Source organism: Nannocystis punicea, from assembly GCF_026965555.1.
Classification (GTDB): domain Bacteria; phylum Myxococcota_A; class Polyangia; order Nannocystales; family Nannocystaceae; genus Nannocystis; species Nannocystis punicea.
Genome location: NZ_CP114040.1, coordinates 11,278,874 through 11,303,464 on the forward strand (window position 1 = coordinate 11,278,874; position 24,591 = coordinate 11,303,464).

Consider the following 24,591-nt stretch of genomic DNA (forward strand, 5'->3'; position numbering starts at 1 on the left):
GCGAAGCTCGCGCCATGGCTGGCTCCCCCGACCGCTCCGCCTCTCCCGATCGCTCCGCGAGCGACCTCGACGTCCTCCGCCGCAGTCACCGCGGCAAGTTCGTCGCCCTCGCCGCCCTGCTCGCCGCCGCCGGTGGGCTCGTGTGGTGGAACAACCGCCCCGGGCCGATCGGCAACGACGAGCAGGCCGAGCGCGTCCTCGTCGTCCCGGCCGCCAACTGGCGCTACAAGCCGTACCTCGAGAAGTGGGGCTTCGTCGCCCAGGAGGGCCGGCTCAAGACCATGGTCGACGAGCTCAAGGAGAAGGTCCCCGAGGCGACCGAGGACGGGCCGGCGGCCGTGCTCAAGCTGGCCGACTGGGCCGGCTTCGCCTTCGTCGCCTTCGAGGACCCGGCCTCGCTCGACTTCAGCGGCCTCGACATCGAGGGCGGCGTCCCGACCTTCGCCAAGCACCACCGCTTCGCCGTCGTCAGCGCCGGCGACTACGCCTTCCCGCACAAGCTGACCGTCAACGCCGAGCCCTCGGAGTTCATGAACGGCCCCGAGCTCGACCTCCTGAGCGCCCTGTTCGCCCAGGAGCCGCTCGCCAGCACCTTGCGCGACGACCCCAAGAACGGCCCCGAGGTCATCGTCCTGCGCACCAAGGTCCAGGAGGGCATCGACGCCGTCGACGCCATCACCGCCGCCGAGGCCACGGTCGCCAAGATCGCCGACAAGGCGCGCGTCCTGCTCGTCGACAAGGAGCAGGGCGAGCCCAAGCCCACCCTCCTCGGCGGCGTGCAGGAGAGCGTCCACCCGATCGCCCTCGCCGACGGTGGCACCCTCCTGCTCACGCGCAAGGCCAACTTCTCGAGCAGCACCGGCTTCAACGCCGACCTCGACCTCTCCAGCACCTGGCGCTTCTTCTACGTCCCCGCCGGCGCCGACCCGATCTCCGGCCGCGTCCCCTGCACCGGCCTGCTCGAGGGCAGCCTCGAGGAGAGCGGCCGCGCCCCGCTGTTCCGCAACTCGCCGCAGGGCGACGCCCTCCTCATCCACGAGGGCGGCCGCTCGCGCCTGTTCAAGCTCGAGGCCGGCGGCTGCAACTTCGCCGCGCTGGGCGAGATCGCCATCCCCATCGCCCGCGGCGACGACCCGGGCGAGCCGCACCGCAGCGGCCGGGTCGCGCGGGTCCACAACGACAACGGCGAGGGCGCCGTCTCGCTCGTCAAGCCGGGAGACGAGGTCGCCACCGACCTCGTGCGCACCAGCAAGCTCTCCTTCTCCTTGCCGGTCTGGCTCGACGACCAGATCCTCGTCGGCGCCGGCAGCGACACCGTCGCCGACAGCACGGGCACCTACCGGGCCGCCCTCTACTTCTTCGGCGCCGACAAGCCGGACAGCGCGCTGCGCCTCGACGCCCAGAACTTCGACGCCGCCGAGCAGCTGCAGGGGGTCGCCTGGGCCCCGCCGGGCCCGCAGGGCGCGCGCCTGCTCGTGCGCGCCTGGAACCCCGAGCGCGGCGTGCAGCTGTTCCGCGTCGACGCGCCCGCGCCCGCCGCCAAGCTGTTCGCCGACGCCCTCGCCGAGGCCGACAAGGCCCCGCTCCCGCCCGAGGTGCGCGACGGCATGGAGCCGCGGATCGTCCCGCTCGACACCCGCGGCTGGACCTTCACCGCCATCGTCAGCGAGTTCAACACGTATGATCCGGTCGCCTCGGCCGACGGCAACCTGGTCGCCTTCGGCAGCGACAGCGAGATCCACGTCGTCCCGCTCGCCGGCGGCCAGGTGCGCACCCTGACCCGCAACGAGCTCGAGGACCACACCCCCATGTTCAGCGCCGACGGCAAGACCTTGGTGTTCCGCACCCGCTTCCCGATCGAGAAGACCAACTGGACCCTGACCACCGGCCGCAGCGTCCCCACCGGCGGGTGATCCGGCTCGTCAGAAAAGACATGCGCGAAGGACATGTCCCTTCGCGCATGTTCTTTTAAACACGGGCTCGAACCCGCCCGGCCGCGACAGCGGGTTCCCAACGAGCTGCTTGCGAACCGGCCCCTCGACCCGCTTGCGAGCCGGACTGTGCGACTCGCTTGCGAGCCAAACCCTGCGACCCGCTTGCGAGCCGGCTGTGCGACTCGCTTGCGAGCCGGGCTGTGCCACTCGCTTGCGCCCGGAGCGTGCGACTCGCTTGCGAGCCGGGCTGTGCCACTCGCTTGCGCCCGGACTGTGCAACCTCGCTTGCGCCGGACTGTGAGACTCGCTTGCGCCTGGAGCGTGCGACTCGGGCTGTGCGACCTCGCTTGCGCCCGGACTGTGCGACTGGCTTGCGAGCCGGGCTGTGCGACCTGCTCGCGAGCAAGACCTTGCGACCGGCTCGCAAGCCGACCTGCGACCTGTTCGCGTGCCGGGCCCCGCCATCTGTTTAGAGCCGGACCTGCGACCTGCCTGCGAATGCGACCTGCTTGCGAGTCGCACCTGCGAGCTACTGCACGCCCGTCTGTGCGACCCTGCTTGCGAGCATGGTCGGCGCCCTCGGCCTGTGCGAGCATCGCCGTGATGCTCGCTCGCCGGCTCCTCCTCGCGTCCATCATCCTCTGTGCCTGCGACTCCCGGCCCGCGGACGTCCGCGGCACCCTCGGCAACGCCGTCCAGGTCGACCTCCGGCTCAACGGCCTGAGCGAGGAGCTGGCCCGGATCCAAAGCCTGGGCGGCCTCCCGATCCGCCTCGAGGGCGCGGCCCAGGCCGACGCCGACGTCCACACCGACCTGACCGTCGGCGCCAACCAGGCCCTCGTCGTCATCCCCTCGCGCGGCGATCCGATCACCTACCAGGGGGCACCGCTGCGCGCCGAGTACTACCACCACGGCCGCCTCCTCACCGTCTACCAGGGCACCGGCGACGTCCTCGTGATCCACAGCTTCGTCGAACCGGTCCGCTGGTACACAGTCCTCCGCAACTCCCTGTGAGCCGGCCAGCTGCTCGCCCGGAGCCGCAAGCTGTCCTTTTGGACAGATAACCCAGGCGCGCCGAGCTCGCTCGCCCGGCACCCCGCTCCAACGACCTGGCCCCGCGCCGCGAGCTCGCACTCTCGGCACGCGTCCCGGCGCTACTCCGTCTCGGCGCGCGGCGGCGCCGAGAACCCTTCCCCCCTTTTAAAGGGTTTGCCGGCGGCGAAGGCCTGGGCTGGCATGCGCTTGGCCCCGGCGGCCTGGACCTCGGCGATCCGCACCACCCCTTCGCCGCAGGCCACGTGCAAGCCGGCGCGGTCGACCGCCAGCACCTCGCCGGGCCTCGCGCCGTCCGGCCGGGCCAGCGACGACGGCCCTGCCCGGTAGAGTTTAATAAAAAGTCCCTCGCGCCCGGTGACCGCGGCCGGCCACGGGTCCATCCCGCGCACGTGGTCGATGACATGTCCCGAAGACCATGTCCAATCGACCACCCCTTCTTCCTTGCGCAGCATCGGCGCCAGCGTCGCCAGCGACGGGTCTTGCGGCGTCGGCGGCGGCACCTCCGGGAACTCGCCGAGGAAGGCCGCCAGCAGGTCGCCACCGAGCGTCGCCAGGCGGAGGAACAGCTCGCCGCTCGTCTCCTCCGGCTCGATCGGCGTCCGCGCCTCGCGGAACACCGGCCCGGTGTCGAGCCCCTCCTCCATCTGCATGATGGCGACCCCGGTCTCGCGATCGCCGGCCAGCACCGCGCGCTGGATCGGCGCTGCCCCGCGCCAGCGCGGCAGCAGCGACGCGTGGACGTTGATGCAGCCGTGGCGCGGCACCTCGAGGATCGGCCGCGGCAAGATCCGCCCGTACGCAGTCACCACGATCACGTCCGGTTCCAGCGCCTGCAGCTGCGCCGCCAGGGTGCCGTCGCGGACCTTCACCGGCTGGCTGACCGGCACCCCGAGCCGCTGCGCCGCCTCCTTGACCGCTGGCGGCAGCAGCTTGCGGCCGCGCCCCGCCGGCTTGTCCGGCTGCGTCACCGCCAGCACCAGCTCGCACGTGCGAGCGACCGCCTCGAGGCTCGGCACCGCAAAGTCCGGCGAGCCCATGAACACCGCACGAAGCCGCGAAGATCCGCTCACGACGCCCCGATCTGCGCCAGATAGGCGCTGTGTAGCGCGTCGTCGGAGAGCACGTCGCGCGCCTCGTCGAGGGCCGCCAGCAGCTCCTCGATCTCCTCTGCCAACTCGACCCGACTATCGGGCTCGAGGCTCTCGCAGAACGTCGCCGTCAGGTCGGCGTGGGCGCGCAGCACCTCGGCCCGCGACGCCTCGCGCGACAGACCGAGCAGCGCGAAGTAGTCGCTCTCGCGCGCCAGTCGCAGGCGCTCGCGCACGCGCTGACGGTCGAGCGCGGTCAAGGTCGCCGCCGGGTCGTCGATCTCCGGCGCCAGGTGCCCGAGCAGCTCGAGCACGTACACCACCCCGCGAATCACTGCCTCATCGGCGACCGCGGCCGCGACGAGCTCGCCGACGCGGGTCTGCCCGTCGAAGCGCTCGGTCACGGCCATCACTGCCGGCCAGCGCAGCTCCGCCGCCAGCGCCTCCGGCCCCGCGAACGCCAGCCGCGGCTTGCGCTCGTCGTCGACCGCCACGCGCAGCTGCGACAGCGTCGTTCCGCGCTGGACCCCGCCGGCGATCATCGCCGCCAGGGGCACGCCGAGCTCGACCGCGACCGTCGGCGTCTCCCCCGGGTAGAGGCCCCAGGCCAGGGTCCCGCTCTCGGCGATCCGCTCGACGATCCGCCGCACCGGCTCGCGCAGCGCCTCGCGCATCTCCTGCGGTTTGATCAATCCCGACTGCGCGAGTCGTTCGACGTCGCGCCGCGGCTCGCCGGTCCCCCAGCGCGCGGCCAGCTCGAGGTGCGTCGGGCTCAACAGCCCGCGCGCGGCCAGACGACCGAGCACGGACTCGCTGCCGGCCGCGCTCGCGCCTCCGATCACCTGTCCCTCCGACCACCACAGCCGCCGCTCCGGCGCGCCGCTCGCGGCCACCCGCAGGCCGCCCGTGAACCGCTCGCGTCGCAGCTCCGCCAGCAGCGCCGGCGCGTCGGACTCGCCGCGGGCCTGGGCCCCGGCGAGCGGCGCCTCGGCCTCGACTGTCCCCGGGGACAGCCGAGGTTCCTGTCCAGCGACCCGCGCGGGCCCGCCCGGCGCCCGCGACGCTCCCGGCGAACCTGTCCCATGGGCCAGCTCCTCGGTCGCCTCCCGTCCGCCGTGCCGGCCCGGCACCTCGCCGGGCGTCAGCTCCGCGCCCCGAAGGACATGTCCCCGAGGCCATGTCTCTCCCGCCTCGGCGCGCACTGGCACGTCGCGCTCCCGGGCGCGCTCGGGCGGTCGCCGCGACCAGTGGCGGGCGGGCAACACCAGCGTCGTCTCGTCCGCTGCGCGTCCACCCGCCTCGGCGCCCTCGCCCTGGAGGTCCTCGCCCGCCGGAGGCGCACCTGTCCCTCGAGCCGGAAGGTCGCCCTCCTCCGCCCGCGACCGACCCGCGGAGGCCACGCCTGTCCCTCGCGGCAACGCATCGTCCGGACCCACGAACCGGCCCGCCCGTCCCGCGCTCGTCCCGCGACGCTCGTCCTCGTCGACGTGCTCCGCGAACCGGCCGGCCCGTCTCGCGGCGCCCGGGTCCTCGCGCGACGGAGTCACACCTGCCCCTTGAGCCAGCCGCTCGTCCCCCGCGCGCGACCTGCCCACCCGTGGCCCACCTGTCCCTCGAGACAGCTCATCATTCGGCCCCGCGAACCGGCCTGCCCGTCCTGCGCCGAGGTCCTCGCCCGACGGAGTCCCGCCTGACCCTTGGGCCAGCCGCTCGTCCTCCGCTCGCGACTTGCCCGCTCGGGTCGCGACTGTCCCTCGAGACAGCTCATCTTCCGGCCCCACGAGCCGGCCCGCCTGTCCCGCGCTCGTCCCGCGGGGCTCGTCCTCGTCGACACGCCCCGCGAACCGCCCCGCAGCGCCCCGAGGAGCGCCCTGGGCCTCCACTTTGAATCGACCCGGTCGCACCAGCCCGACCTCGAACCGTCCCGCGCGCGCCGGGCTCGCCTCCCGCGGCCCGACCCGCTCCGCGTCGGTGGCAGCGGACTCCCCCACGTCCTCCGCCGCGAGCCGCTCCGTACCTGTCCCCCGAGACAGACCCTTGTCCTCGCCCCCCGCGAACCGGCCCGGCCCCGTCTCTCGAGACGACCCGTCGTCCTCGCCCCCCGCAAACCGCCCCGGTCGAAGGCTGGCGCCAGGCGAACCTGGCCCTCGTGACAGGCGCTCGCCTTCCTCCACTGCTCCGCCACGCGTGAGCTCCGACGATCGCGAGACCGAAGGCGGCACGATGGCGCCCTCGACGGCGAATCGGCCCACGCGACGATCTCCACTCGCCTCGTCCTCGCGCCCCGGCCGCGCGAACTCGGGCCTCGTGCTCGAGCGATCGCCGTGCGGTCCCCCGGTCGGCAGCTTCGTCGTCCCTTCGCCGTCGACGACGAACCGGCCCACACGGCGGCTCCCGCGGGTTTCCTCGGCCGGTGCAGGCTGCGCCTCGGACCTCGGGTGTTCGTCGCGCGACCCCAAGCCGCGAGGCGGCGCCGGGCGCCCCTCACTCCGCTCCATCGCCGCGCCCTGCGTCTGCGAAGTCGGCCGTCGCGGCCGCTCACGCGCAAGCTCGACCGTCCGCTCGCTGCGCTCGAGACCTGTCCCTTGCGCCAGCTCCTCCGCCTGTCCGCCTCGCCGGCCCCACGCGCCCCGCTCGGGACCTGTCCCTCGCGCCAGCTCCTCCGTCTGTCCGCCTCGCCGGCCCCACGAGCCCCGCTCAGGACCTGTCTCTTGCGCCAGCTCCTCCGTCTGTCCGCCTCGCCGGCCCCACGAGCCCCGCTCGGGACCTGTCTCTTGCGCCAGCTCGGCGTCCTCGCCGGACCGAGCCGCCCTCCCCTGCCGCCGCGTCGTCGCCTCCGCCTCCGGCGCGTCTGCCCGGGCCGAGTCTTCCTGTCGCTTCGGCCATGCTCCTTCAGACAGATGATTCTCCGCGACCGTGCGCGGCTCCGGCCGCGACTCGCCCCAGCGGCTCGCGCGATCCTTGCGAACGTCCTCGCGAGCCGCGGTGGCGACCGACGCGGTATGCTCGCTGTGGGCCTCTGCAGGCGCCTGCGAGCCCGACTCCGGCGAGATCTCCCCTTCGCGCGAAAACGTGAGCTCGCTTCGGGTCGCCCGACGACCGATCTGCGATTCGGCTGTCGAGGGCAACCGCTGCGTCGGCTCGCGGAGCAGCTCGAGCTCGCCGCTGTCGTGCTCGGGGTCGACGTCGGGAACGGCGTCCAGGCCCATCGCCTCGAGATCGATGCCGTCACGATGACCGTCGGCCGACTCCTCTCGAGTCTCGAGCCGGGCCGCCAGCACCTCGAGCGTGTGATGCAGACGACTGAGGACCGGGTCGGCGCGAACGGGGCGAGGAGCCGGCGATGCCTCGCGAATCTCCGTTCGCACCGCGCCCTCGGGCGGGCCAGCGAGCTCGACCAGAGCCGACTTGAGCTCCGCCTCGTCGACGGGCGCCTCGAGGAAGCGGTCGGCCCCGAGCTCGAGCACCGCGGCCAGGTCACGCGTCTCGCCCTGCAGGCGGCCGTAGAGCAGCACCGGGATGCCCGTCGTCTCCGGTCGTTGCCGCAGCGCCTGCACCAGACCGCTCGCATCCGCGGAGCCGAGGCAGACGATGACCGCCGCGGGGCTGGGGGTTTGCGCCGCGCGCAGCACCAGCTCTCGCTCGCGCACGGGCACCACCGTGTAGCCGAGGTCTTGCACCCGAGGGACCAGCTCGCCCCGGTGGGCACGGTCGCCCGTCATGAGGATCTCCGGACCCACGGCGACGGGAGTGTACTCCAGTCCTTATGCGCGGCGACGCACCCCGGAAACGGGCGGTCCGGCGCGGCAATTTCTTCCAGGGTGCGTGAAGCGGCGCGCCCAGCGAGCGTCTCCCCGCTGTCACCTTCCCGCAACCGACCAAATCAGCCAGGATCTCGCCATGCACTTCAAGTCCGCTCGCACGTCCCTGCGCCCGCTGAAATTCGTGTTCGCCGCGCTGTTGGCCGCGGTCATGTCCGCTTCAGCGACCGCCTACGCCTTCTTCTCCGACAGCGATTCACCGGTCGGGAGCTGGAAGACGATCGACGACGAGACGGGCGAGACGAAGTCCGTCGTCAAGATCTACGAGGTCGACGGCAAGATCTACGGCCGCGTCGAGCGCCTCCTCCTCAAGCCCGGCGCCCTGTGCGATCAGTGCGAGGGCGAGGATCACAACAAGCCCATCGAGGGCATGGTGGTCATGTGGGGCCTGTCGGCCGACGACGGCGAGTGGAGCGGCGGCAAGATCTTCGACCCGCAGAAGAACAAGACCTACCGCTGCAAGATCTGGCTCGAGGAGGGCGGTCGCAAGCTCAAGGTCCGCGGCTACCTCGGCCCGTTCTTCCGCACCCAGACCTGGATCCGCCAGTAATCTCGCGTTCGGGCGCGCACCGCCGGTCGCGCCTGCCGTTCCGGGGCCGCAATTCGCGGCCTTTGTCGCGATAGGGCGCGGCTCATACCATGGTCGCCATGGAACACGGCCGAGCGATCAGCTTCACCCGCCCCGACGGACAGGACGCCCCCGGGGTGCTGTTCTCCGCAGACGACGGCGCACCGGGCGTCGTCCTGATTCAAGAGTGGTGGGGCATCAACGACCAGATCCGCCGCGTCGGTCAGCGCCTCGCCGACGCCGGCTACCGCGTCCTCATCCCCGACCTCTACCGCGGCCGCGCCACCGCCGTCGCCGACGAGGCCAAGCACCTCATGAACGGCCTCGACTTCGGCCAGGCGCTGGCCGACATCGCCGGCGCGCTCGCCTATCTCAAGGGACAGGACTCTTCGGCCAGGATCGGCATCATCGGCTTCTGCCTCGGCGGCGCCCTCGCCCTCGCCTCGATCTGCAACGTCCCCGGCTTCGCCGCCGGCGTCTGCTACTACGGCGTCCCCGGCGCCGGCGCCGACCCGAGCCGCCTGCTCGCCCCGCTGCAGGCCCACTTCGCCGAGTTCGACGACTGGTGCACCCCCGACGTCGTCCGCGCCCTCGAGGACAAGCTGCGCGCCGGCACCACCGAGTACGAGCTGTACCGCTACAGCGCCCATCACGCCTTCTTCAACGACGCCCGCCCCGAGGTTTATGAGCCGGTCGCGGCCGCCGAGTCGTGGCGCCGCTCGCTCGACTTCTTCCACCGCCACCTCGGCGGCCCCCAGCAAGCTGCCTGATTGGACAGGTCTGCAAGACCGCCTCTCGAGCGAGCTCATCAGTCCCTCCGCGACAAGGCAAGCGTCCCTCTCCGCACCGCTTGCCGCTTCGACCTGGCCTCAAGGACAGCTGACCGATCGGACGGGTCGACGCTCTTCGAGCCATCTGTCGCTTCATCAACCTCCGGCGGCCGCAGCCCCGAACGCCCTCCACGCACCGCTGGCAACTCGACGCCGCGCCGCGTCGCTCACAGCAGCGACTGCGGGTCGACATCGACGTTGGCCATCGTCTTGAACTCGCCGCTGCCGGCATCGCCGAGGCGCGGCCGCAGCTGGCGGAGCAGCCAGCGGAGGGGAGGCCGGCTGCTCGCGCGGATGAGCATCTGCCAGCGGACGCGTCGATTCACCCGCTCGATCAGCGACGCCTTCGGCCCGAGCAGCTGCACCGGCGGCGGCGCCTCGGCGCTGCCGGGATCTTCCGCGTGCTTGCGCCGCACCTCCTCCGCGGCCGCGCGGATCACCACGGCCAGCTCCTCTGCGCGTCGCTGCACCGCGACCTGGTCGGGCCCCGAGATCCGCACCAGCGCCAGGTGGCCGAACGGGGGGTTGTGCAGCTCGCGCCGCTTCTCGAGCTCCCACGCCGCGAACGCCTCGAAGTCGTGCTGGGCGGCGAACGCGATCGCCGGGTTGTTGACCCCGTAGGCCTGGATCAGCACGCGGCCCGGCCTGTCCCCGCGGCCCGCTCGGCCGGCCACCTGCGTCAGCAGCTGGAACGTCCGCTCCGAAGCGCGGATGTCCGGCAACCCGAGCCCGTGATCGCCCTGGAGGATCCCCACCAGCGTCACCCCGGGGAAGTCGTGGCCCTTCGACAGCATCTGCGTCCCCACCAGGATGTCCGCCTCGCGGCGACGGAACGCCGAGAGCGTCTCGAGCAGGCCCTTGCCGCGGCTCGTGTCGCGGTCGAGCCGCAGCACGCGCGCTCCGGGCACGTCCTTCGCGAGCGCCAGCTCGATCCGCTCCGTCCCCGCGTTGCCGTGGAGCAGCTCGCCCTCGCCGCACTCCACGCAGCGCTCCGGCGGCGCCTCGATGTACCCGCACCAGTGACACATCAAGCGGTTGCGCCCGAGGTGATACGTCATCGCCGGCGCGCTGCAGTCGGGGCAGTGATGCAGCGCGCCGCAGTGGTCGCAGATCAGCGTGGTCGCGAAGCCGCGGCGGTTGAGGAACACGATCGCCTGCTCGCCCGCCGCCACCGTCTCCACCAGCGCCGTACGCATGCGGCCCGTCAAGAGCGTCTCCGGATCGGGCCGGTGCACCGCGAGCGAGATGAGCTCCACCTCGGGCAGCGGCCGCGTCGTCGGCCGCGTCGTCATGCGCAACCACCGGAGCCGCCCCGCGCGCGCCGACTCGTACGTCTCGAGCGCCGGCGTCGCGCTGCCGAGCACCGCCACCGCCGACGCGTCGCGGGCCCGCACCAGCGCCACGTCGCGCGCGCTGTAGCGGACCCCTTCTTCTTGCTTGAACGACCCGTCGTGCTCCTCGTCGACCACGATCACCTTGAGGTCGGGCACCGGCGCGAACACTGCCGAGCGGGCGCCGATCACGATCGGCCGCGCGCCCATGCGGATCTGCTGCCACGCGTCGAGACGCTGGCGCGGCGTCAGCCCGCTGTGGAGCACCGCCACCGTCTCGCCGAAGCGCGCCCGGAAGCGATCCGACAGCTGCGGCGTCAGGGCGATCTCCGGCACCAGCACGATCGCTCCGCCGCCGCGCGCCCGCGCGTCCGCGATCAGTTGCAGGTACACCTCCGTCTTGCCGCTGCCGGTCACCCCGTGCAGCAGCGACGCCGCGAACTTGCCCGCCTCGAGGTCCCCGCGCAGCGTCGCCAGCGCCGCCGCCTGATCGGCCGTCGGCGCCTGCGGCAGCGACGGCTCCACCGACCCCGCCGCGAACGGGTCGAGCGCCCGCAGCCGCTCCTCGACCGCCACCAGCCCGGCCGCGGTCAGCGGCTCGAGCAGCTTCTTGTAGCCGGGGAACGGCCCGCGCAGCTCGCCCGCGGCCACCCACGAACCTGCCCCTTCGAGCAGGTCGAGCAGCGCTCGTCGCTGCTTGCTGCGACCGATGTGCTCGCGCAGCGTCTCCTCCGCGGTGGCCGCCCCGCGCAGGTAGTCCGTGCGGCGGTAATGGGCCTCCACGCGCGCTCCCTCGCCGCCGGCGTCCTCCCACGAGATCGTGCACAGCTCCTTCGCCGCGAGGTCTCCGAGCAGCCGCAGCACGCCCGGGATGCGCGGCCTCAGATCGATGAGCCGCTCCACCGCCAGCTCGCTCCCGGGCGCCGCCGCCAGCGCCGCCAGCACCCGCTGCTCCGCCGCCGTCGGCAGCCCCGCGTCGTCGACCGGCTGCAACACCACCTCGCGCGCGGCCGCCAGCGCGCGCGCACCTGCCTCCGACAACATGGCCCTTCGGACATCATGCCCCGTCAGCAAGCCCGGCAGCGCCAGGCGGTAGACCTCGCCGACCGGCGCCACATAGTAGTCGGCCACCCACTCGCACAGGCGCGCCAGCTCCGGCGTCAACGACGGGGCGCCCGGCGGGTCGAGCACCTCCTCGAGCAACTTGACCCGCGCCCCGTCGAGTCGCTCCGCCGGGGCCGCGCGCACCACTCCCACCAGGCCACGGTTGGCGAACGGCACCAGCACGCGCGCCCCCGGCTCCGGCGCGCTCGGCCACGACGTCGGCACCGCGTACGTGAACCCGCGATCGAGCGCGACCGGCAGCGCCACCGACACCAGCCGCTCGCTCACCGCGAACTCTCCTTCGCCTCGCGTCGCGTCTGGTACAGCGCCCGGTGCAGCGCCGCGCGCATCAGCGCCAGCTCGAGCACCGCCGCCACCAGCGACACGCAACCGGCCGCCAGCAGCACGCGCCGCAACCACTCCACCCACAGCGTCACGAGGCTCGCCTCGCCGGCCGCGACCCCGCGCGCCGCGCCCGCGATCACCCCACGCACGGCCAGCGCCAGCACGACCAGCACCGCCACCGCGACCACCGCCGAACCCACGCCCGACCGAACCGCACCGACCCGGCCGAGCCGAGAGCGAGCGCCCTCGACCCAGCCGAGCGAACCGCTCGCCGCCGTGGCGATCGTCACCAGCACGGCGACTGCGCCAAGAACCATGGGCCATGTCGAAAAAGACATGTCCCCAAGGCCATATAGGCCGTCACCCGACCACGCCGACCGCAACGCCGACGCCAGCGTCGGATCGAGCTGGCGCGGGATCGCGGCCGCGAGCGTCAGGCACACCAGCGCCGGGACGAGACGCGAAGACCTCGGCCGCAGACCGACCCGCCAGGCCAGCGCGACGCGAGCGCGGCTCGGCGGGGTGGTGGCGTCGAGGTCCACGGCGCGAGGCTTTTAGCGCGCCTGCGCCCGCGCGCCAAGAACCAGATGAAGTTCAGCGGCTCAGCCGCCGGCCGTGGGCCGATCGAAGGACAGCTTGAAGCCGGTGAGGCAGCGGGTGGCGCCGTTGCCGACCTTGTAGGACGGCACGATCTCGATGGTCTGCGTCGACTGGAGCGCGTCGAACAGCATCCTGATCGACTCCGAGCTCACGTTACGACCCGGACACAGCGACCCGCCCCACTTGTAGTCGCGCTTGGTTCCGGACTTCTCGCGCACTGTCAGCACGCCGTTGGCCATCGCGTAGTCGTCGCTGCTGCTCTCGTACACGGTCACGGCGTCGACGTTGCCGAGTGAGCCGGCCGAATCGGCGAAGGTGGTGGCGGGGGCGGACACAATCATCAAACCAGCGAGCAGGGACAGATGGGGGCGGATCGACATGGAAATTCCTCGTGCGATTTCGGGGGCGTTCAGACCCGGGGGTGCAGGGTGCTATTCACGAGCAGCCGCTGCAATGCCGGCGTATAGCGCCCGCATGACCTCGATCGGATCACCGAGCGGAACTGCCCGCGCGCACGTTTGTGTTTTCAAACGATGAATGATGTACTGGGTTCGTCATGGCTCAGTCCGCGACGCGCCCTGCGGCGCAGGCAGACCTCGGCAACCCGAGGCGCGCGCAAATCCTCGACGCCGCCGAGCGACTGCTCCACCACTACGGCCACGCCAAGACCACGGTCGCCGAGATCGCCCGCGAGGCAGGCGTCAGCGTCGGCTCGGTCTATCTCGAGTTCGAGGCCAAGGACGCCATCTGGGTCGAGCTCTCGCATCGCCGACACGAGGCCGTGCTGGCGGCGATCCGCGGCGCCGCCAACGCGCCCAAGAAGCTCTACGCCCACCGTCTGCAAGCGGCGCTCGTGGCGCGAACACGGGCCTTCCTCGCCCTCTCCGAGCGCGGCGCGCACGCCGCGGAGCTCGTGCACTGTCACGCGTGCCCGGCCATTCGCGAGGCGAAGGAGATCTACCATCGACGCGAGCGCGAGATCATCGCCGAGCTCCTGCAAGCAGGTGAGGACGCGGGCGAGTTCGCGATCAAGGACGCGCCCGCCACCGCCGCGACGTTGCTGCAGGCGTTCGTCGCGTTCGTACCTCCGCTCCTCTTCGGTCGTGCACCCGACGAGCTCGAGCGTGAGGTCACGGCCCTGCATCAACTCCTCGTCCACGGGCTCTGCCGCGCCGATCCCCGGCCCCGCAGTTGACGGCGAGTTGAACGGTTTTAAGTTCGGTTCAACCGTCATCTGCGACCCCTGCAGGCTTAGCCGCGGGGAGCGAAAGGAACCGAGATGAGCCACCCAGAGTATCCGTCTGTGATCCCGCTGCTGCCCCTGCGCAACGGCGTCCTCTTCCCTGGCACAGTCATCACCGTCCCGGTCGGTCGCGCCCGCTCGATCGCCATGATCGAGGCCGTCGGGCAAGACGCGATCGTGGGCATCGCCGTCCAGCGCGACGCTCGCATGGTCGATCCCGAGCTCGCCGATCTCCAGCCGGTCGGCACGTACGCCCGCGTCCGCCAGGTGCGGCGCACGGGCGAGCGCAACTATCAGGTCGTACTCGAGGGCCTCGGTCGCTTCTCGCTCAAGACGATCCTGCACGGCAAGCCTTACTGGACCGCCGAGGTCGAGCACCTCCACGACGAGAACGCCGACCCCACCGAGGCGAAGTTGCTCGCCGGCGCTCTCGGCTCGCGCATGCGCGAGAAGCTGCAGGAGATCGCGCCCGACATGTCTTCGAGCTTCGGTCAGTGGATCGAGCTGCTCGGCCGCGGCGACGATCCCGGCCTGCTCGCCGACCGCGTGGCCGCGGCGCTGAGCCTCGACACCGACAAGGAGGTCCAGGTGCTGCTCACCCGCGACGTGAGCGAGCGCCTGCGCCTGGTCTCGCGCCTGCTCGACGAGGCCATCACCCTCGCGGAGCTCAAGCACAAGATCGACTCCGAGGTCCGTCGCGGCCTCCACAGCAGCCAGCGCGAGGTCCTGCTCCGCCAGCAGCTGCGCGCGATCCAGAAGGAGCTCGGCGAGGAGCCCAAGTCCGACGACCTCCAGGCCCTGCGCGAGCGGCTCGACGACGCCGGCTTGCCCGACGAGGCCCGCAAGGTCGCCGACCGCGAGCTCGCCCGCCTCGAGGCGATGAACAACGCCCACGCGGAGTTCGGCGTGATCCGCACCTACCTCGAGTGGATCGCCGACCTGCCGTGGAACAAGCGCGCCTCGGGCACGCTCGAGATCGACGCGATCGCCAGGAAGCTCGACGCCGACCACTTCGGCCTCGAGGAGGTCAAGAAGCGGATCTTGGAGCACATGGCGGTGCTCAAGGTCTCGGGCAACACCCGCGCGACCTTGCTGTGCCTCGCTGGTCCTCCCGGAGTCGGCAAGACCTCGCTGGGCCAGTCGATCGCCGACGCCACCGGCCGTCCGTTCGTGCGGATCGCCCTCGGCGGCGTGCGCGACGAGGCGGAGATCCGCGGCCACCGGCGCACCTACGTCGGCGCGCTGCCCGGTCGACTGCTCCACGCGCTGAAGAAGGCCGGCAAGAAGAACCCGGTCGTCCTGCTCGACGAGATCGACAAGCTCGGCAACAGCTGGATGGGCTCGCCCGACGCGGCGCTGCTCGAGGTCCTCGACCCCGAGCAGAACCGGACCTTCACCGACCACTACCTCGAGCTGCCGTTCGACCTGTCGGAGGTGCTCTTCATCTGCACCGCCAACAGCCTCGACACGATCTCCGCCCCGCTCCGCGACCGCCTCGAGGTCATCGAGCTCAGCGGCTACACCCTCGAGGAGAAGCTGCACATCGCCAAGGACCACCTGCTGCCCAAGCAGATCAAGGACCACGCGATCGCGGCCGGCACGCTGACGGTCACCGACGACTCGATCAAGACGATCATCCGCGACTACACGCGTGAGGCCGGGGTGCGCCAGCTCGGGCGCGAGCTGACCAAGCTGTGCCGCGCGCTGACCCTGGAGATCGCGCGGGCCGACGAGGGCAAGTCGCCGCGGCTGCACATCGACGCGGCCGACCTCCACAAGTACCTCGGCAAGCCCAAGTTCCAGAGCGAAGTCGCCGAGCGCACCGCCGTCCCCGGCGTGGCGACCGGCCTGGCCTGGACCCCGGTCGGCGGCGACATCCTGTTCGTCGAGACCTCACGGATGCCCGGCAAGGGCAGCCTCGAGATCACCGGCCAGCTCGGCGACGTCATGAAGGAGTCCGCCCGCGCCGCCCTCACCTACGTCCGCAGCAACGCCAACCAGCTCGGGGTCGACGTCAACTTCCTCGACCGCCAGGACCTGCACATCCACGTCCCCGCCGGCGCCGTACCCAAGGACGGCCCGTCCGCAGGCGTCACCATGTTCACGGCCCTGACCTCGCTGCTGACCGGCCGCCGCGTCCGCAACGACACGGCCATGACCGGCGAATGCACCCTCCGCGGTCGCGTCCTCCCGGTCGGCGGGATCAAGTCCAAGGTCCTGGCCGCCCATCGGGCCGGCATCAAGCGGGTGGTGCTTCCGCACCGCAACGCCCGCGACATCGAGGACGTGCCCGAGGACGTGCGGCAGCAGATCGAGTTCATCTTCGCCGAGGACATGCGGCAGGTGCTCGACGCCGCGCTCGAACCGGCCGTCCTGCCGCCCGAGAACCTCGCCGCGGACAGCCCGCGCGCCGAGGCCTGAGACGAGCGGGCGCCCGCGGCCGACGACGCATCGCCGCTGACCGCCGCGCGCCCGACCCGGGGATCCGCACCACACGGCGCGGATCCTGTTTATTTTAAGGAAGCAGCGTGACCGGCGCAGGCGGGCGCGGGTGCCCGTGGCCGCCCGGCCTCCGGTCGTCGACCTGCCCGTGACAATCACCTGACTCGGAGCGAGCCCGCGCCTCGCGGCGATTTGACGAACTCGGACCCGTGGGCCGAGAATCACCGCGTTGGCCACGGCCCCTGACAAGATCGGTCCCTACGAGGTGCTCGAGCGTATCAGCGCCGGCGGCATGGCCGAGGTGTACAAGGCCAAGCTGACCGGCGCCGACAGCTTCGAGCGCCTGGTGGCGATCAAGCGGATCCTGCCGCACATCGCCCGCGACCCCAACTTCATCGCCATGTTCCAGGCGGAGGCGAAGCTGGCGGTGCAGCTGCAGCACGGCAACATCGCCCAGATCTACCAGCTCGGTCGCCAGGACGACGCCTTCTACATCGCGCTCGAGTACGTCGAGGGCCGCGACGTCGGAGCCTTGCTCGACCTGCACCAAAAGGCAGGCAAGGCGCTCCCCCTCGCACAGGCCTGCTACATCATCACCCGCTGCGCCGAAGGCCTCGACTACGCCCACAACAAGAAGAGCGACGACGGCAAGCTGCTCAACATCATCCACCGCGACATCAGCCCGCCCAACATCCTGATCTCGTACGAGGGCGAGGTGAAGTTGATCGACTTCGGCCTGGCCAAGGCGACCAGCTCGTCGGTGCAGACGCAGGCCGGCGTCATCAAGGGCAAGCTCGCGTACATGTCGCCCGAGCAGGTCCGCGGTGCGCCGCTCGACGCCCGCAGCGACGTGTTCGCGCTCGGCATCGTGTTCTTCGAGCTGCTGACCGGCCGCCGCCTGTTCCGCCGCGACAGCGACATCGAGACGTTCGAGAGCGTGCGCCAGTGCAAGGTGCCCCGGCCGAGCGAGGTCAACCCAGCGATCCCGGGGCCGCTCGAGCAGATCCTGCTGCGCTCGCTGGCCCGCGGGCTCGACGACCGCTACCCCTCGGCGGCAGCCCTGGCGGAGGCGCTGCGCGAGTTCGCGTTCACGCACCAGCTGCGCTACCGCGGCGACCAGCTCGGCATCTGGATGCGCAAGATTTTTAATAAGACCTGAGCGGCTCAGCCGCCGAGGCCGATCCGGCGGATCATCTGCAGCCGCCGCGGCGAGGCGCTGTCGAGCTCGACGACGCCGATCGTGCTGGCGAGCGTGTGCACGACGTACAGCTTGCGCCGGGCCTCGTCGACGACCAACTCGTTGGGCCCGTCGTCGACCGGGATGGTGGCGATCACGCTGAACGAGCCGAGCGCGACGGCGGCGACCTCGTCGTCGGAGTAGCAGCTGACGAACGCGATCGCCTCGCCCTGCTTCGGCCGGTGGATCGCCAGCAAGTTCGGGTTGTGACACAGCGAGACGCTGTCGATCGGGTCGTTGAGCGGCTCGCCCGACGCGTCCGGGCTGGTGTCGACCAGCGACAGCGACGGCGGCGTGGTGTGGACCGCGAGCAGGCGGTCGCCGACCTCCGGGTCGAGGAACTCGATCTCGCCCATGAACGGGCGGTCGCCGGCGGCGTACGGGTTGACCCCGAGCAACCAGTGATTGCCGAAGCGCACCAGAGTGTCGCGCCCGGTCTCGACGCTGAACAGGCGCACGCCGGGCCAGAAGCGGTGCGAGGCGTAGAGCAGCGGACGCGTGCAGCCCTCGGTGCTCGGCGGCGCGTCCTTCGGGTCGCACGCGCGCTGGTCGACCGCGAACCCGCCCGCGAGCACGCCCTTGCCGAGCGGCTCGGTGGCGAAGAAGTTCTCGTTGGCCTCGGTGATGTCGGTGATCTTCGGCCCGTACTCGGCGTCGAGGGCGATGAGCGTCATGCGAGCGCCGAGCAGGTGCGGCAGGTAAGCGAAGCGAAAGCCCTCGCGGTCGACGAAGATCCGCGCCGGGTCGGACGGCAGGCGCGGCGCCTCCGGGTCGTTGCCGAGCCGCTGCAGCGAATGCGCCGCGTCGCACTCGCCCTCGGCGTCCTGCCCGCAGTCGACCTCGATGCCGCCGGCCTCGCGCACAACGTCGATCCACGTCACCGCGCGCGCCTCGAGGCTCGACGGCACCAGCAGCCGCCACGGCCCCTCGTCGCCGATCGGCCGGTCGAGGGCGATGTTGCCGGCGCCGCTGGTCAGCCGGACCGAGTGCGCGCGCTGGATGAAGTAGCGCTCGTCACACTCGACGATCTCCTGGCCTTTCGCACCTGGCTCTTCGGACATGGCCTCGGAGACACGGCAAGGCTCGGCCGCGCTGAGCTCGGCGTCGGCCGGCCCCGGCGGTCCGGCGAACGCCTGGTCGAGCGCGCGCAGGTTGAGGACGACGAGCGTGCTGCTCTTGACGCCGAGGTCGAGGTTGCTGTTGGTGACGAACAGCCACGAGCCGTCGGGCGAGAGCAGCGCGCCGGTCGGCAGCCGCAGCGCCTGCAGGTCGGCCGGCTCGGGCTCGCCGCGGCCGCAGGTCGCCAGCAGCAACAGCGCGGCGGCGCAGCAGCGGTGAGAGACGCGCGGCATCCGAGGAGCGGACGTTATCACGCCTCAGGCGTGCGGGAGGGACTCCAGCCACGCCTCCGGGTGAACCGCCCAGGCCGCGGCGAGAGCGGTGAGGGCGGCCACTGCGACCAGCCATGGCCGGCTCGCGGCCGCCAGCGCGGCCACCGGGCCCGACCTCGCCGCGAACGCGAGCGCGAGCTCGACGACGGCGGTGGTGAGCAGGACCGGCGTCGCCAGGCCGAGCGCGAGCACCGTGGCGTCGTGCGCCGCCGCGCTCGCCGCCGCGACATCGAGCTCCAAGCGCCACGCGCCAGGTTCTCCGACCGGCCAGCGGCTCGCGCACGCGCGCAGACCGGCCAGCAGCGGCCGGTGCAGGCCGACGACGAACGCCAGGGAGCCGACCAGCGCGAGTTGCAGCGCCGCGAACGCGCGCGCCTCTCCGAGGCCCAGCGCGAGCCCCGAGCGACGCGCCGCCCCGAGCGCGGCCTCGCCGGGCAGGCTGACCAGGGCGCCGAGCACGGACCCGAGCAGCAGCTCGAAGCCCGCCGCCAGGAGCCACGAGGGCCAGGCCACCGGCGCGATCCGGCCCTCCGTCCACGCCCCCGCCAGCACCGCCGCCAGCGCGCCGACGATCGCCCACCACATCCCGCCCGCGGCCGCGCGCCAGATCGTCTGGGCGCGCAAGATCGCAAACAGGCGCAGCGTCAACCACGCCCACGCCGCCAGCGGACCCGCGATCATCGCCGGCACCGCCCGCGAATCACATGTCCCTGGGGACAGCCACCTCGGACTCCCGCGCCTCGAAAGCTCGCCTGTCCTCCAGGACAGCTCATTGCCCGCGCCCGATCTCGGGCAGCAACGCCCACAGCCCGCGCGTGTACTCGGCCCCCGCGGACAGCCAGCGCGCGCCGAACCACCACACCACCGCGAGCACCGCGGTCGCGCGGGCGAGCAGCACCGGGGCCGGATCGGTGACGCCGAGGCGATGACACAGCCAGCCGATCCCCAGCGCGGCCCCGGCCGCGGCTCCGGCCGCCGGCGCGACGAGCCAGGCCGTCTGTGCCAGGCCCTCGCGGATCGCTTCCAGCGCGACCGTCACGCGTAGCCCTCCACGAGGCCGCGGATCACCGCGTCCCAGCCGCCCACGGCGAGGAACAGCAGGACCTTGACCGGCAGCGCGACGGCGGGCTGGACCTGTCCCGAAAGACCGATGAGGGCCACGAGCTGGGCGAGCACCAGGTCGACGAGCACGAACGGGATCAGGATCAGCGCCGCCATCTGCAGCGCCTCGCCGAGCTCGGTGACCAGGAACGCCGGCACCAGCGCGAGCGGGTGCGCGAGGTCGACGGCGTTGAGCGCGGCGAAGTACTCGACCTCGGACGGATCGGCGTGGCGGTCGAGGAACGCCGAAAGCGGCCCGAACAGGGCCCCGACGTCGAGCGGCGCGCCCGAGCCGTACAGCGCCGCAGTCTCGAACGCGACCGGACCCATGATCACCGCCGCGACCACCAGCGACAGCGCGAACACGGCGCTCCACGGCAGCAAGGCCTCGGCGCCGAGCCCGACGCGGATCGCCGAGAGCACGACGCTCGCCTTGGCGAACGCGGTGCAGCTGACTGCGGCGATCGGCGCCAGCGACAGGGCCGCCCACGTGGCAGCGCCTGCCGGCAGCTCAGGGACCATGCGCGCGCCACCCCTCGGTGCTGCGCGTCGCATCGGCGCGCCACTCCTTGGTCTTGCCTGCCGCGTCGGCGCGCCAGCCCTCGGCGCTGCGGGCGGCGTCGGCGACCCACGGCGGCGCGTCGAGCTCGGCCGGGGCGGCGTTCCACGGCGCCGGCGGCGGATCGGGCAGCTCCAGCAGCAGGTTGGGCGGCCCGCCCGGACCTGTCCCGACGAGCAGGCGACGCCCGGCGACGTCGACCACGTGCAGCGCGTGCGCCGGCGTCAGCCCGACCACCGTCCGCGCCCGCTCGCGCCGCTCGCCTCGCACCCCGCGGCCGAGCCACAAGAGCAGCAACAGCGCGACGAGCAACCCGCCGCCGACGGCCACGAGGTGGAGGTACGGTTCGATATCTTCCAGCACGCCCTCCAGCGTAGGGAGGACGGCCACACCGGGCAAAAAAGCCGCGACGTCGGCCCTGCGGGGCCATCGGCCGCATGCACGAAGCGCGAGGCAGCGCGAGAATTCGTCGCTGGCAGCGCCGGCCGACAAGGAAGAAGAGCGCCCGCCGGCGCGGACGTCCTTGAACGGTCCGCACCGTCGAGCGCACGGCGATGCGGCGAGAGCCACGACCCGGTCCTCCGGACCTGCGCGCCTTCGCGAGCAATCGGCGCTCGCCGCAGCCAGCGAGCGCTCGCCGCAGCCAGCGAGCGCTCGCCGCCGAGCCGTCCGCCCGGCGCATCGAACCTCTGCGAGCTTCACCGCGACCCAAAGCAAAAGGCCCGCGCTGGAGCGCGGGCCTCGTTGCTCGGAGCTCAGCGGCCGTGCGGCCGCCGAGGCTCAGTCGGCGGCCGACTCGGAGCCGGTCGCCGACGCGCCGCCGGCGGCCGACGGAGCGGCGGAGGGCAGCTTGAAGGTGACGAGCTCGAGGATCGCCATCGGGGCGGCGTCACCGGGGCGGGTGCCGACCTTGAGGATCCGCGTGTAACCGCCGGGGCGGCCGCGGAGCTGCGGGGCGATGTCGGTGAACAGCTTGTGCAGCGCGGCGCGGGACCGGACCATGCGGCCGGCCATGCGGAGAGCGTGCACGTACTTGCCCTGCTCGGCCGCGGAGCGCTGCTCCTTCGGCTTGGTGAGCAGGTCACCGAGGCGGAGGGCCGTGGTGATCGTGCGCTCGGCCAGGCGGCGGAGCTCCTTGGCCTTCGGCTCGGTGGTGGTGATGCGCTGGTGCTCGAGCAGCGACGTGACCATGTTGCGGAACATGGCGCGTCGGTGCGACGAGCTGCGGCTGAACTTGCGGCCAGCGTTCTGGTGGCGCATGGCGGATCAGGTCTCCTCACGGGCCGGCGGCGGGCCCTGCCAATTGTCGATCTTCATGCCAAGCGACAGGCCCATCTGCGCAAGGATCTCTTTGATCTCCTTGAGCGACTTGCGGCCGAAGTTCTTGGTCTTGAGCATCTCGGCCTCGGTGCGCTGCACGAGGTCGCCGATGTAGTGGATGTTGGCGTTCTGCAAGCAGTTCGCCGAGCGGACGCTGAGCTCGAGCTCATCGACCGAGCGCCACAGGTACTCGTTGAGCTTGTCGCTCTCGCTCTGCTGCGGGACGGCGGCCTCCTCGATCTCCTCACGGTTGATGAAGATCGAGAGCTGCTCCTTGAGGATCTTGGCCGCGTAGGCGACCGCGTCCTCGGGGCGAACGGAGCCGTCGGTCCACACCTCGAGCGAGAGGCGGTCGTAGTCGGTGCGATGGCCGACGCGCGCGTTGGTGACGCGGTAGTTGACCTTCTGGATCGGCGAGAACAGAGAGTCGATGGGGATCACGCCGATCGGCATGCCCTCGGTCTTGTTCTGATCCGCGGTCGCGTAGCCGCGGCCCATCGCGCAGGTCATCTCCATGCGCAGCCGGCCGCCCTTGCTCAACGTGGCGATGTGTTGTTCGGGACGAAGGGCGGTGACCCCGGTCGGGCACTGGATGTCCCCGGCCGTGACCTCGCCCTCGCCCTGCTTGTCGACCACCAGCGTGCGCGGCGTGGCGTCGTCCATGCGGAGGAGCAGCGCCTTGACGTTCAGGATGATGTCCGTGACGTCTTCGACGACGCCGGGCACCGTGGTGAACTCGTGGAGCGCGCCTTCGATGCGGACCGTCGTGATCGCGGCGCCCTGCAGCGAGCTCAGGAGCACCCGCCGCAGGCTGTTGCCGAGGCTGATACCGTAGCCGCGTTCGAGCGGCTCGCACGTGAACTTGCCGTAGGTGTCGGTGAGCGAAGAGGTGTCGACCTCGAGCTTCTTCGGCCGAATCAGGTCGCGCCAGTTCCTGGCGATGGTGTTTTGGTCCTGCATTCGTCCCTCCGTGTGGTTACTTCGAGTACAGCTCGACGATGAGCTGCTCGTCGATGTCCGCCGAGATGTCCGACCGAGACGGCAGCGCGGTGATCTTGCCGCGCATGTTCTCCTTGTCGAGATCGATCCACGCCGGCCGCGGGACCCGGTCGACCTGCCCGAGGGCGTCGACGATGCGCTGGATCTTCTTGCTGTTGTCGCGGACCTCGACGATGTCGCCGGCGCGCACCTGGTAGCTCGGGATGTTGATCCGCTTGCCGTTGACCAGGAAGTGGCCGTGACGCACGAGCTGGCGGGCCTCGGCGTGGCTCGACGAGAAGCCGCAGCGCAGCGTGACGTTGTCGAGCCGGCGCTCGAGCAGGGCGAGCAGGTTCTCGCCGGTCACGCCCTTCATCCGCGAGGCGCGGTAGTAGTAGCCGCGGAACTGCTTCTCGAGCAGGCCGTAGATGCGCTTGACCTTCTGCTTCTCGCGCAGCTGCTGGCCGTAGTCGCTCGGGCGCTTCTTGCGGCCCTGACCGTGCTGACCCGGGGGGTACTGGCGCCGCTCGTAGCCGCACTTGTCGGTGAAGCAACGGTCGCCCTTGAGGAACAGCTTGGCATCTTCACGCCGGCAGAGCCGGCACACGGGACCGATGTAGCGAGCCATGGTTCAGACCCTCCTCCGCTTGGGGGGGCGGCAGCCGTTGTGCGGGATCGGCGTGACGTCCTTGATCGAGGTGATGCGCAGACCCGCCGACTGCAGGCCGCGCAGCGCCGACTCGCGGCCGGCACCCGGCCCCGACACGCGGACCGAGACGCTCTGCATGCCGTGGTCCTGGGCCTTGCGCGCCGCGTCGTCGGCCGCCAGCTGAGCGGCGAACGGCGTCGACTTGCGCGAGCCCTTGAAGCCACGCACACCCGCCGAGGCCCACGCGATGGTGTTGCCGTTGACGTCGGTGATGGTGATGAGCGTGTTGTTGAAGGTCGAGTTGATGTAGACCACGCCGGTCGCGACGTTCTTCTTGACGCGACGCTTGGCCTTGCCCTTGTCGTCTGCCTTGGTAGTGGCCATGGCTCAGACCTTCCTCTTGGCCGCCACAGTGCCCCGCTTGGGGCCCTTGCGCGTGCGGGCGTTGGTGTGGGTGCGCTGGCCACGGACCGGCAGGCCGCGGCGGTGACGGAGGCCGCGGTAGCAGCCAAGGTCCATCAGGCGCTTGATGTTCATCTGGACGTCGCGGCGGAGGTCACCCTCGACCTTGAGGTCGCTCTCGATGACACTGCGGATCGACGCGAGTTGATCGTCGGTCAGGTCGTCGGTGCGGATCGCCGCGCCCACGCCGGACTTGTCGAGGATCTTCTGTGCCGTCACGCGGCCGATGCCGTAGATGTAGGTGAGCGCGATCTCGATGCGCTTGTTTCGGGGCAGGTCGACCCCTGCAATGCGTGCCATGGTGGTCCTCCTAGCCCTGCCGCTGCTTGTGCTTGGGGTTGTCGCAGATCACCCGCACGACACCTTTGCGGCGGATGACCTTGCACTTGTCGCAGATCTTTCGAACGCTGGCTCTGACTTTCATTGTTCCTCTTGCGAAGGCTGCGGCTCAGGGCTGGCGGAGTGCGAGCCCGGTGATGACACCGCGACCTGGATCGAGACTGGCCCTGCGGACCAGCACACGCTGCCCCGT

General features: G+C 71.6%; 23 protein-coding genes. 7 read left to right on the forward strand and 16 right to left on the reverse strand.

The features are described 5' to 3' along the window. Nucleotides 1-14: 14 nt before the first annotated feature. Nucleotides 15-1,913 (forward strand): TolB family protein, encoded by a 1,899-nt coding sequence (locus tag O0S08_RS43190; RefSeq protein WP_269035372.1) that lies wholly within the window; start codon nucleotides 15-17, stop codon nucleotides 1,911-1,913. Between the two features lie 624 nt (nucleotides 1,914-2,537). Continuing rightward, a complete protein-coding gene (locus tag O0S08_RS43195; RefSeq protein ID WP_269035373.1) occupies nucleotides 2,538-2,948 on the forward strand; it encodes a hypothetical protein in 411 nt (136 codons plus the stop codon). Between the two features lie 140 nt (nucleotides 2,949-3,088). On the opposite strand, the gene fmt is transcribed toward O0S08_RS43195, so the two are convergent. Both fmt and O0S08_RS43205 read right to left on the reverse strand, forming a co-directional pair. Next, nucleotides 3,089-4,060 (reverse strand): methionyl-tRNA formyltransferase, encoded by a 972-nt coding sequence (gene fmt / locus O0S08_RS43200; RefSeq protein ID WP_269035374.1) that lies wholly within the window; start codon nucleotides 4,058-4,060, stop codon nucleotides 3,089-3,091. Then, on the reverse strand, nucleotides 4,057-7,800 hold the full coding sequence (locus tag O0S08_RS43205) for a hypothetical protein (protein ID WP_269035375.1): 3,744 nt from the start codon (nucleotides 7,798-7,800) through the stop codon (nucleotides 4,057-4,059). Before O0S08_RS43205 ends, fmt begins: the two co-directional genes overlap by 4 nt. 178 nt (nucleotides 7,801-7,978) lie before the next feature. Between O0S08_RS43205 and O0S08_RS43210 the strand changes: the two genes are divergently transcribed. Together O0S08_RS43210 and O0S08_RS43215 are read left to right on the forward strand one after the other, a co-directional pair. After that, complete coding sequence (locus tag O0S08_RS43210) at nucleotides 7,979-8,449, forward strand: DUF2147 domain-containing protein (protein ID WP_269035376.1); 471 nt, start codon at nucleotides 7,979-7,981, stop codon at nucleotides 8,447-8,449. Between the two features lie 98 nt (nucleotides 8,450-8,547). Then, on the forward strand, nucleotides 8,548-9,237 hold the full coding sequence (locus O0S08_RS43215; protein WP_269035377.1) for a dienelactone hydrolase family protein: 690 nt from the start codon (nucleotides 8,548-8,550) through the stop codon (nucleotides 9,235-9,237). Between the two features lie 227 nt (nucleotides 9,238-9,464). Here the strand turns inward: O0S08_RS43215 and priA are convergent, their stop codons facing one another. The 3 genes from priA to O0S08_RS43230 are packed head-to-tail and all read right to left on the reverse strand — an operon-like array spanning nucleotide 9,465 to nucleotide 13,057. Further along, complete coding sequence (priA, locus tag O0S08_RS43220) at nucleotides 9,465-12,020, reverse strand: replication restart helicase PriA (RefSeq protein ID WP_269035378.1); 2,556 nt, start codon at nucleotides 12,018-12,020, stop codon at nucleotides 9,465-9,467. Continuing rightward, nucleotides 12,017-12,619 (reverse strand): hypothetical protein, encoded by a 603-nt coding sequence (locus tag O0S08_RS43225; protein ID WP_269035379.1) that lies wholly within the window; start codon nucleotides 12,617-12,619, stop codon nucleotides 12,017-12,019. The genes priA and O0S08_RS43225 overlap by 4 nt, the downstream gene beginning before the upstream one ends. Before the next feature lie 60 nt (nucleotides 12,620-12,679). Next, nucleotides 12,680-13,057, reverse strand: a complete 378-nt coding sequence (locus O0S08_RS43230) for a hypothetical protein (RefSeq protein WP_269035380.1) — start codon at nucleotides 13,055-13,057, stop codon at nucleotides 12,680-12,682. A 176-nt stretch (nucleotides 13,058-13,233) separates the two neighbouring features. Between O0S08_RS43230 and O0S08_RS43235 the strand changes: the two genes are divergently transcribed. The 3 genes from O0S08_RS43235 to O0S08_RS43245 all read left to right on the forward strand — a co-directional run bounded on the left by O0S08_RS43235 (nucleotide 13,234) and on the right by O0S08_RS43245 (nucleotide 17,521). Beyond that, nucleotides 13,234-13,872, forward strand: a complete 639-nt coding sequence (locus O0S08_RS43235; protein WP_269035381.1) for a TetR/AcrR family transcriptional regulator — start codon at nucleotides 13,234-13,236, stop codon at nucleotides 13,870-13,872. Nucleotides 13,873-13,956: 84 nt separating this feature from the next. Further along, the gene (gene lon, locus O0S08_RS43240) at nucleotides 13,957-16,341 is read left to right on the forward strand and encodes an endopeptidase La (RefSeq protein WP_269035382.1); all 2,385 of its coding nucleotides are present in this window, start codon (nucleotides 13,957-13,959) and stop codon (nucleotides 16,339-16,341) included. Nucleotides 16,342-16,591: 250 nt separating this feature from the next. Beyond that, nucleotides 16,592-17,521: a serine/threonine protein kinase gene (locus O0S08_RS43245; RefSeq protein ID WP_269035383.1), complete on the forward strand. Its 930-nt coding sequence runs from the start codon at nucleotides 16,592-16,594 to the stop codon at nucleotides 17,519-17,521. A gap of 5 nt (nucleotides 17,522-17,526) precedes the next feature. Here the strand turns inward: O0S08_RS43245 and O0S08_RS43250 are convergent, their stop codons facing one another. The 11 genes from O0S08_RS43250 to rpmJ form a co-directional block, all read right to left on the reverse strand. Then, nucleotides 17,527-18,951 (reverse strand): YncE family protein, encoded by a 1,425-nt coding sequence (locus O0S08_RS43250; protein ID WP_269035384.1) that lies wholly within the window; start codon nucleotides 18,949-18,951, stop codon nucleotides 17,527-17,529. 24 nt (nucleotides 18,952-18,975) lie between these two features. After that, the gene (locus O0S08_RS43255; protein ID WP_269041907.1) at nucleotides 18,976-19,671 is read right to left on the reverse strand and encodes a flagellar biosynthetic protein FliR; all 696 of its coding nucleotides are present in this window, start codon (nucleotides 19,669-19,671) and stop codon (nucleotides 18,976-18,978) included. Nucleotides 19,672-19,759: 88 nt separating this feature from the next. After that, nucleotides 19,760-20,029, reverse strand: a complete 270-nt coding sequence (locus O0S08_RS43260) for a hypothetical protein (protein ID WP_269035385.1) — start codon at nucleotides 20,027-20,029, stop codon at nucleotides 19,760-19,762. Further along, nucleotides 20,026-20,613: an EscR/YscR/HrcR family type III secretion system export apparatus protein gene (locus tag O0S08_RS43265; protein ID WP_269035386.1), complete on the reverse strand. Its 588-nt coding sequence runs from the start codon at nucleotides 20,611-20,613 to the stop codon at nucleotides 20,026-20,028. Before O0S08_RS43265 ends, O0S08_RS43260 begins: the two co-directional genes overlap by 4 nt. Next, complete coding sequence (locus tag O0S08_RS43270) at nucleotides 20,603-21,013, reverse strand: hypothetical protein (protein WP_269035387.1); 411 nt, start codon at nucleotides 21,011-21,013, stop codon at nucleotides 20,603-20,605. Before O0S08_RS43270 ends, O0S08_RS43265 begins: the two co-directional genes overlap by 11 nt. A 417-nt stretch (nucleotides 21,014-21,430) precedes the next feature. Then, the gene (gene rplQ / locus O0S08_RS43275) at nucleotides 21,431-21,910 is read right to left on the reverse strand and encodes a 50S ribosomal protein L17 (RefSeq protein WP_269035388.1); all 480 of its coding nucleotides are present in this window, start codon (nucleotides 21,908-21,910) and stop codon (nucleotides 21,431-21,433) included. Between the two features lie 6 nt (nucleotides 21,911-21,916). Continuing rightward, entirely contained in the window at nucleotides 21,917-22,930 is a 1,014-nt protein-coding gene (locus tag O0S08_RS43280) for a DNA-directed RNA polymerase subunit alpha (protein ID WP_096328163.1), read from the reverse strand. Nucleotides 22,931-22,946: 16 nt separating this feature from the next. Then, complete coding sequence (gene rpsD, locus O0S08_RS43285) at nucleotides 22,947-23,576, reverse strand: 30S ribosomal protein S4 (protein WP_267775479.1); 630 nt, start codon at nucleotides 23,574-23,576, stop codon at nucleotides 22,947-22,949. Between the two features lie 3 nt (nucleotides 23,577-23,579). Continuing rightward, the gene (rpsK, locus tag O0S08_RS43290) at nucleotides 23,580-23,981 is read right to left on the reverse strand and encodes a 30S ribosomal protein S11 (RefSeq protein ID WP_096328165.1); all 402 of its coding nucleotides are present in this window, start codon (nucleotides 23,979-23,981) and stop codon (nucleotides 23,580-23,582) included. Nucleotides 23,982-23,984: 3 nt separating this feature from the next. Beyond that, the gene (gene rpsM, locus O0S08_RS43295; RefSeq protein ID WP_269035389.1) at nucleotides 23,985-24,359 is read right to left on the reverse strand and encodes a 30S ribosomal protein S13; all 375 of its coding nucleotides are present in this window, start codon (nucleotides 24,357-24,359) and stop codon (nucleotides 23,985-23,987) included. A 10-nt stretch (nucleotides 24,360-24,369) separates the two neighbouring features. Further along, nucleotides 24,370-24,483 (reverse strand): 50S ribosomal protein L36, encoded by a 114-nt coding sequence (rpmJ, locus tag O0S08_RS43300; protein ID WP_096328167.1) that lies wholly within the window; start codon nucleotides 24,481-24,483, stop codon nucleotides 24,370-24,372. Between the last annotated feature and the right edge of the window lie 108 nt (nucleotides 24,484-24,591).

What these genes read in the sequence shown, in the direction of transcription:
- O0S08_RS43190 (WP_269035372.1), top strand. Translation starts at nt 15, where the DNA reads ATGGCTGGCTCCCCCGACCGCTCCGCCTCTCCCGATCGCTCCGCGAGC.
- O0S08_RS43195 (WP_269035373.1), top strand. Translation starts at nt 2,538, where the DNA reads ATGCTCGCTCGCCGGCTCCTCCTCGCGTCCATCATCCTCTGTGCCTGC.
- O0S08_RS43205 (WP_269035375.1), bottom strand. Translation starts at nt 7,800, where the DNA reads ATGACGGGCGACCGTGCCCACCGGGGCGAGCTGGTCCCTCGGGTGCAA.
- O0S08_RS43210 (WP_269035376.1), top strand. Translation starts at nt 7,979, where the DNA reads ATGCACTTCAAGTCCGCTCGCACGTCCCTGCGCCCGCTGAAATTCGTG.
- O0S08_RS43215 (WP_269035377.1), top strand. Translation starts at nt 8,548, where the DNA reads ATGGAACACGGCCGAGCGATCAGCTTCACCCGCCCCGACGGACAGGAC.
- O0S08_RS43230 (WP_269035380.1), bottom strand. Translation starts at nt 13,057, where the DNA reads ATGTCGATCCGCCCCCATCTGTCCCTGCTCGCTGGTTTGATGATTGTG.
- O0S08_RS43235 (WP_269035381.1), top strand. Translation starts at nt 13,234, where the DNA reads ATGGCTCAGTCCGCGACGCGCCCTGCGGCGCAGGCAGACCTCGGCAAC.
- lon (WP_269035382.1), top strand. Translation starts at nt 13,957, where the DNA reads ATGAGCCACCCAGAGTATCCGTCTGTGATCCCGCTGCTGCCCCTGCGC.
- O0S08_RS43250 (WP_269035384.1), bottom strand. Translation starts at nt 18,951, where the DNA reads ATGCCGCGCGTCTCTCACCGCTGCTGCGCCGCCGCGCTGTTGCTGCTG.
- O0S08_RS43255 (WP_269041907.1), bottom strand. Translation starts at nt 19,671, where the DNA reads ATGATCGCGGGTCCGCTGGCGGCGTGGGCGTGGTTGACGCTGCGCCTG.
- O0S08_RS43265 (WP_269035386.1), bottom strand. Translation starts at nt 20,613, where the DNA reads ATGGTCCCTGAGCTGCCGGCAGGCGCTGCCACGTGGGCGGCCCTGTCG.
- rplQ (WP_269035388.1), bottom strand. Translation starts at nt 21,910, where the DNA reads ATGCGCCACCAGAACGCTGGCCGCAAGTTCAGCCGCAGCTCGTCGCAC.
- O0S08_RS43280 (WP_096328163.1), bottom strand. Translation starts at nt 22,930, where the DNA reads ATGCAGGACCAAAACACCATCGCCAGGAACTGGCGCGACCTGATTCGG.
- rpsD (WP_267775479.1), bottom strand. Translation starts at nt 23,576, where the DNA reads ATGGCTCGCTACATCGGTCCCGTGTGCCGGCTCTGCCGGCGTGAAGAT.
- rpsK (WP_096328165.1), bottom strand. Translation starts at nt 23,981, where the DNA reads ATGGCCACTACCAAGGCAGACGACAAGGGCAAGGCCAAGCGTCGCGTC.
- rpsM (WP_269035389.1), bottom strand. Translation starts at nt 24,359, where the DNA reads ATGGCACGCATTGCAGGGGTCGACCTGCCCCGAAACAAGCGCATCGAG.
- rpmJ (WP_096328167.1), bottom strand. Translation starts at nt 24,483, where the DNA reads ATGAAAGTCAGAGCCAGCGTTCGAAAGATCTGCGACAAGTGCAAGGTC.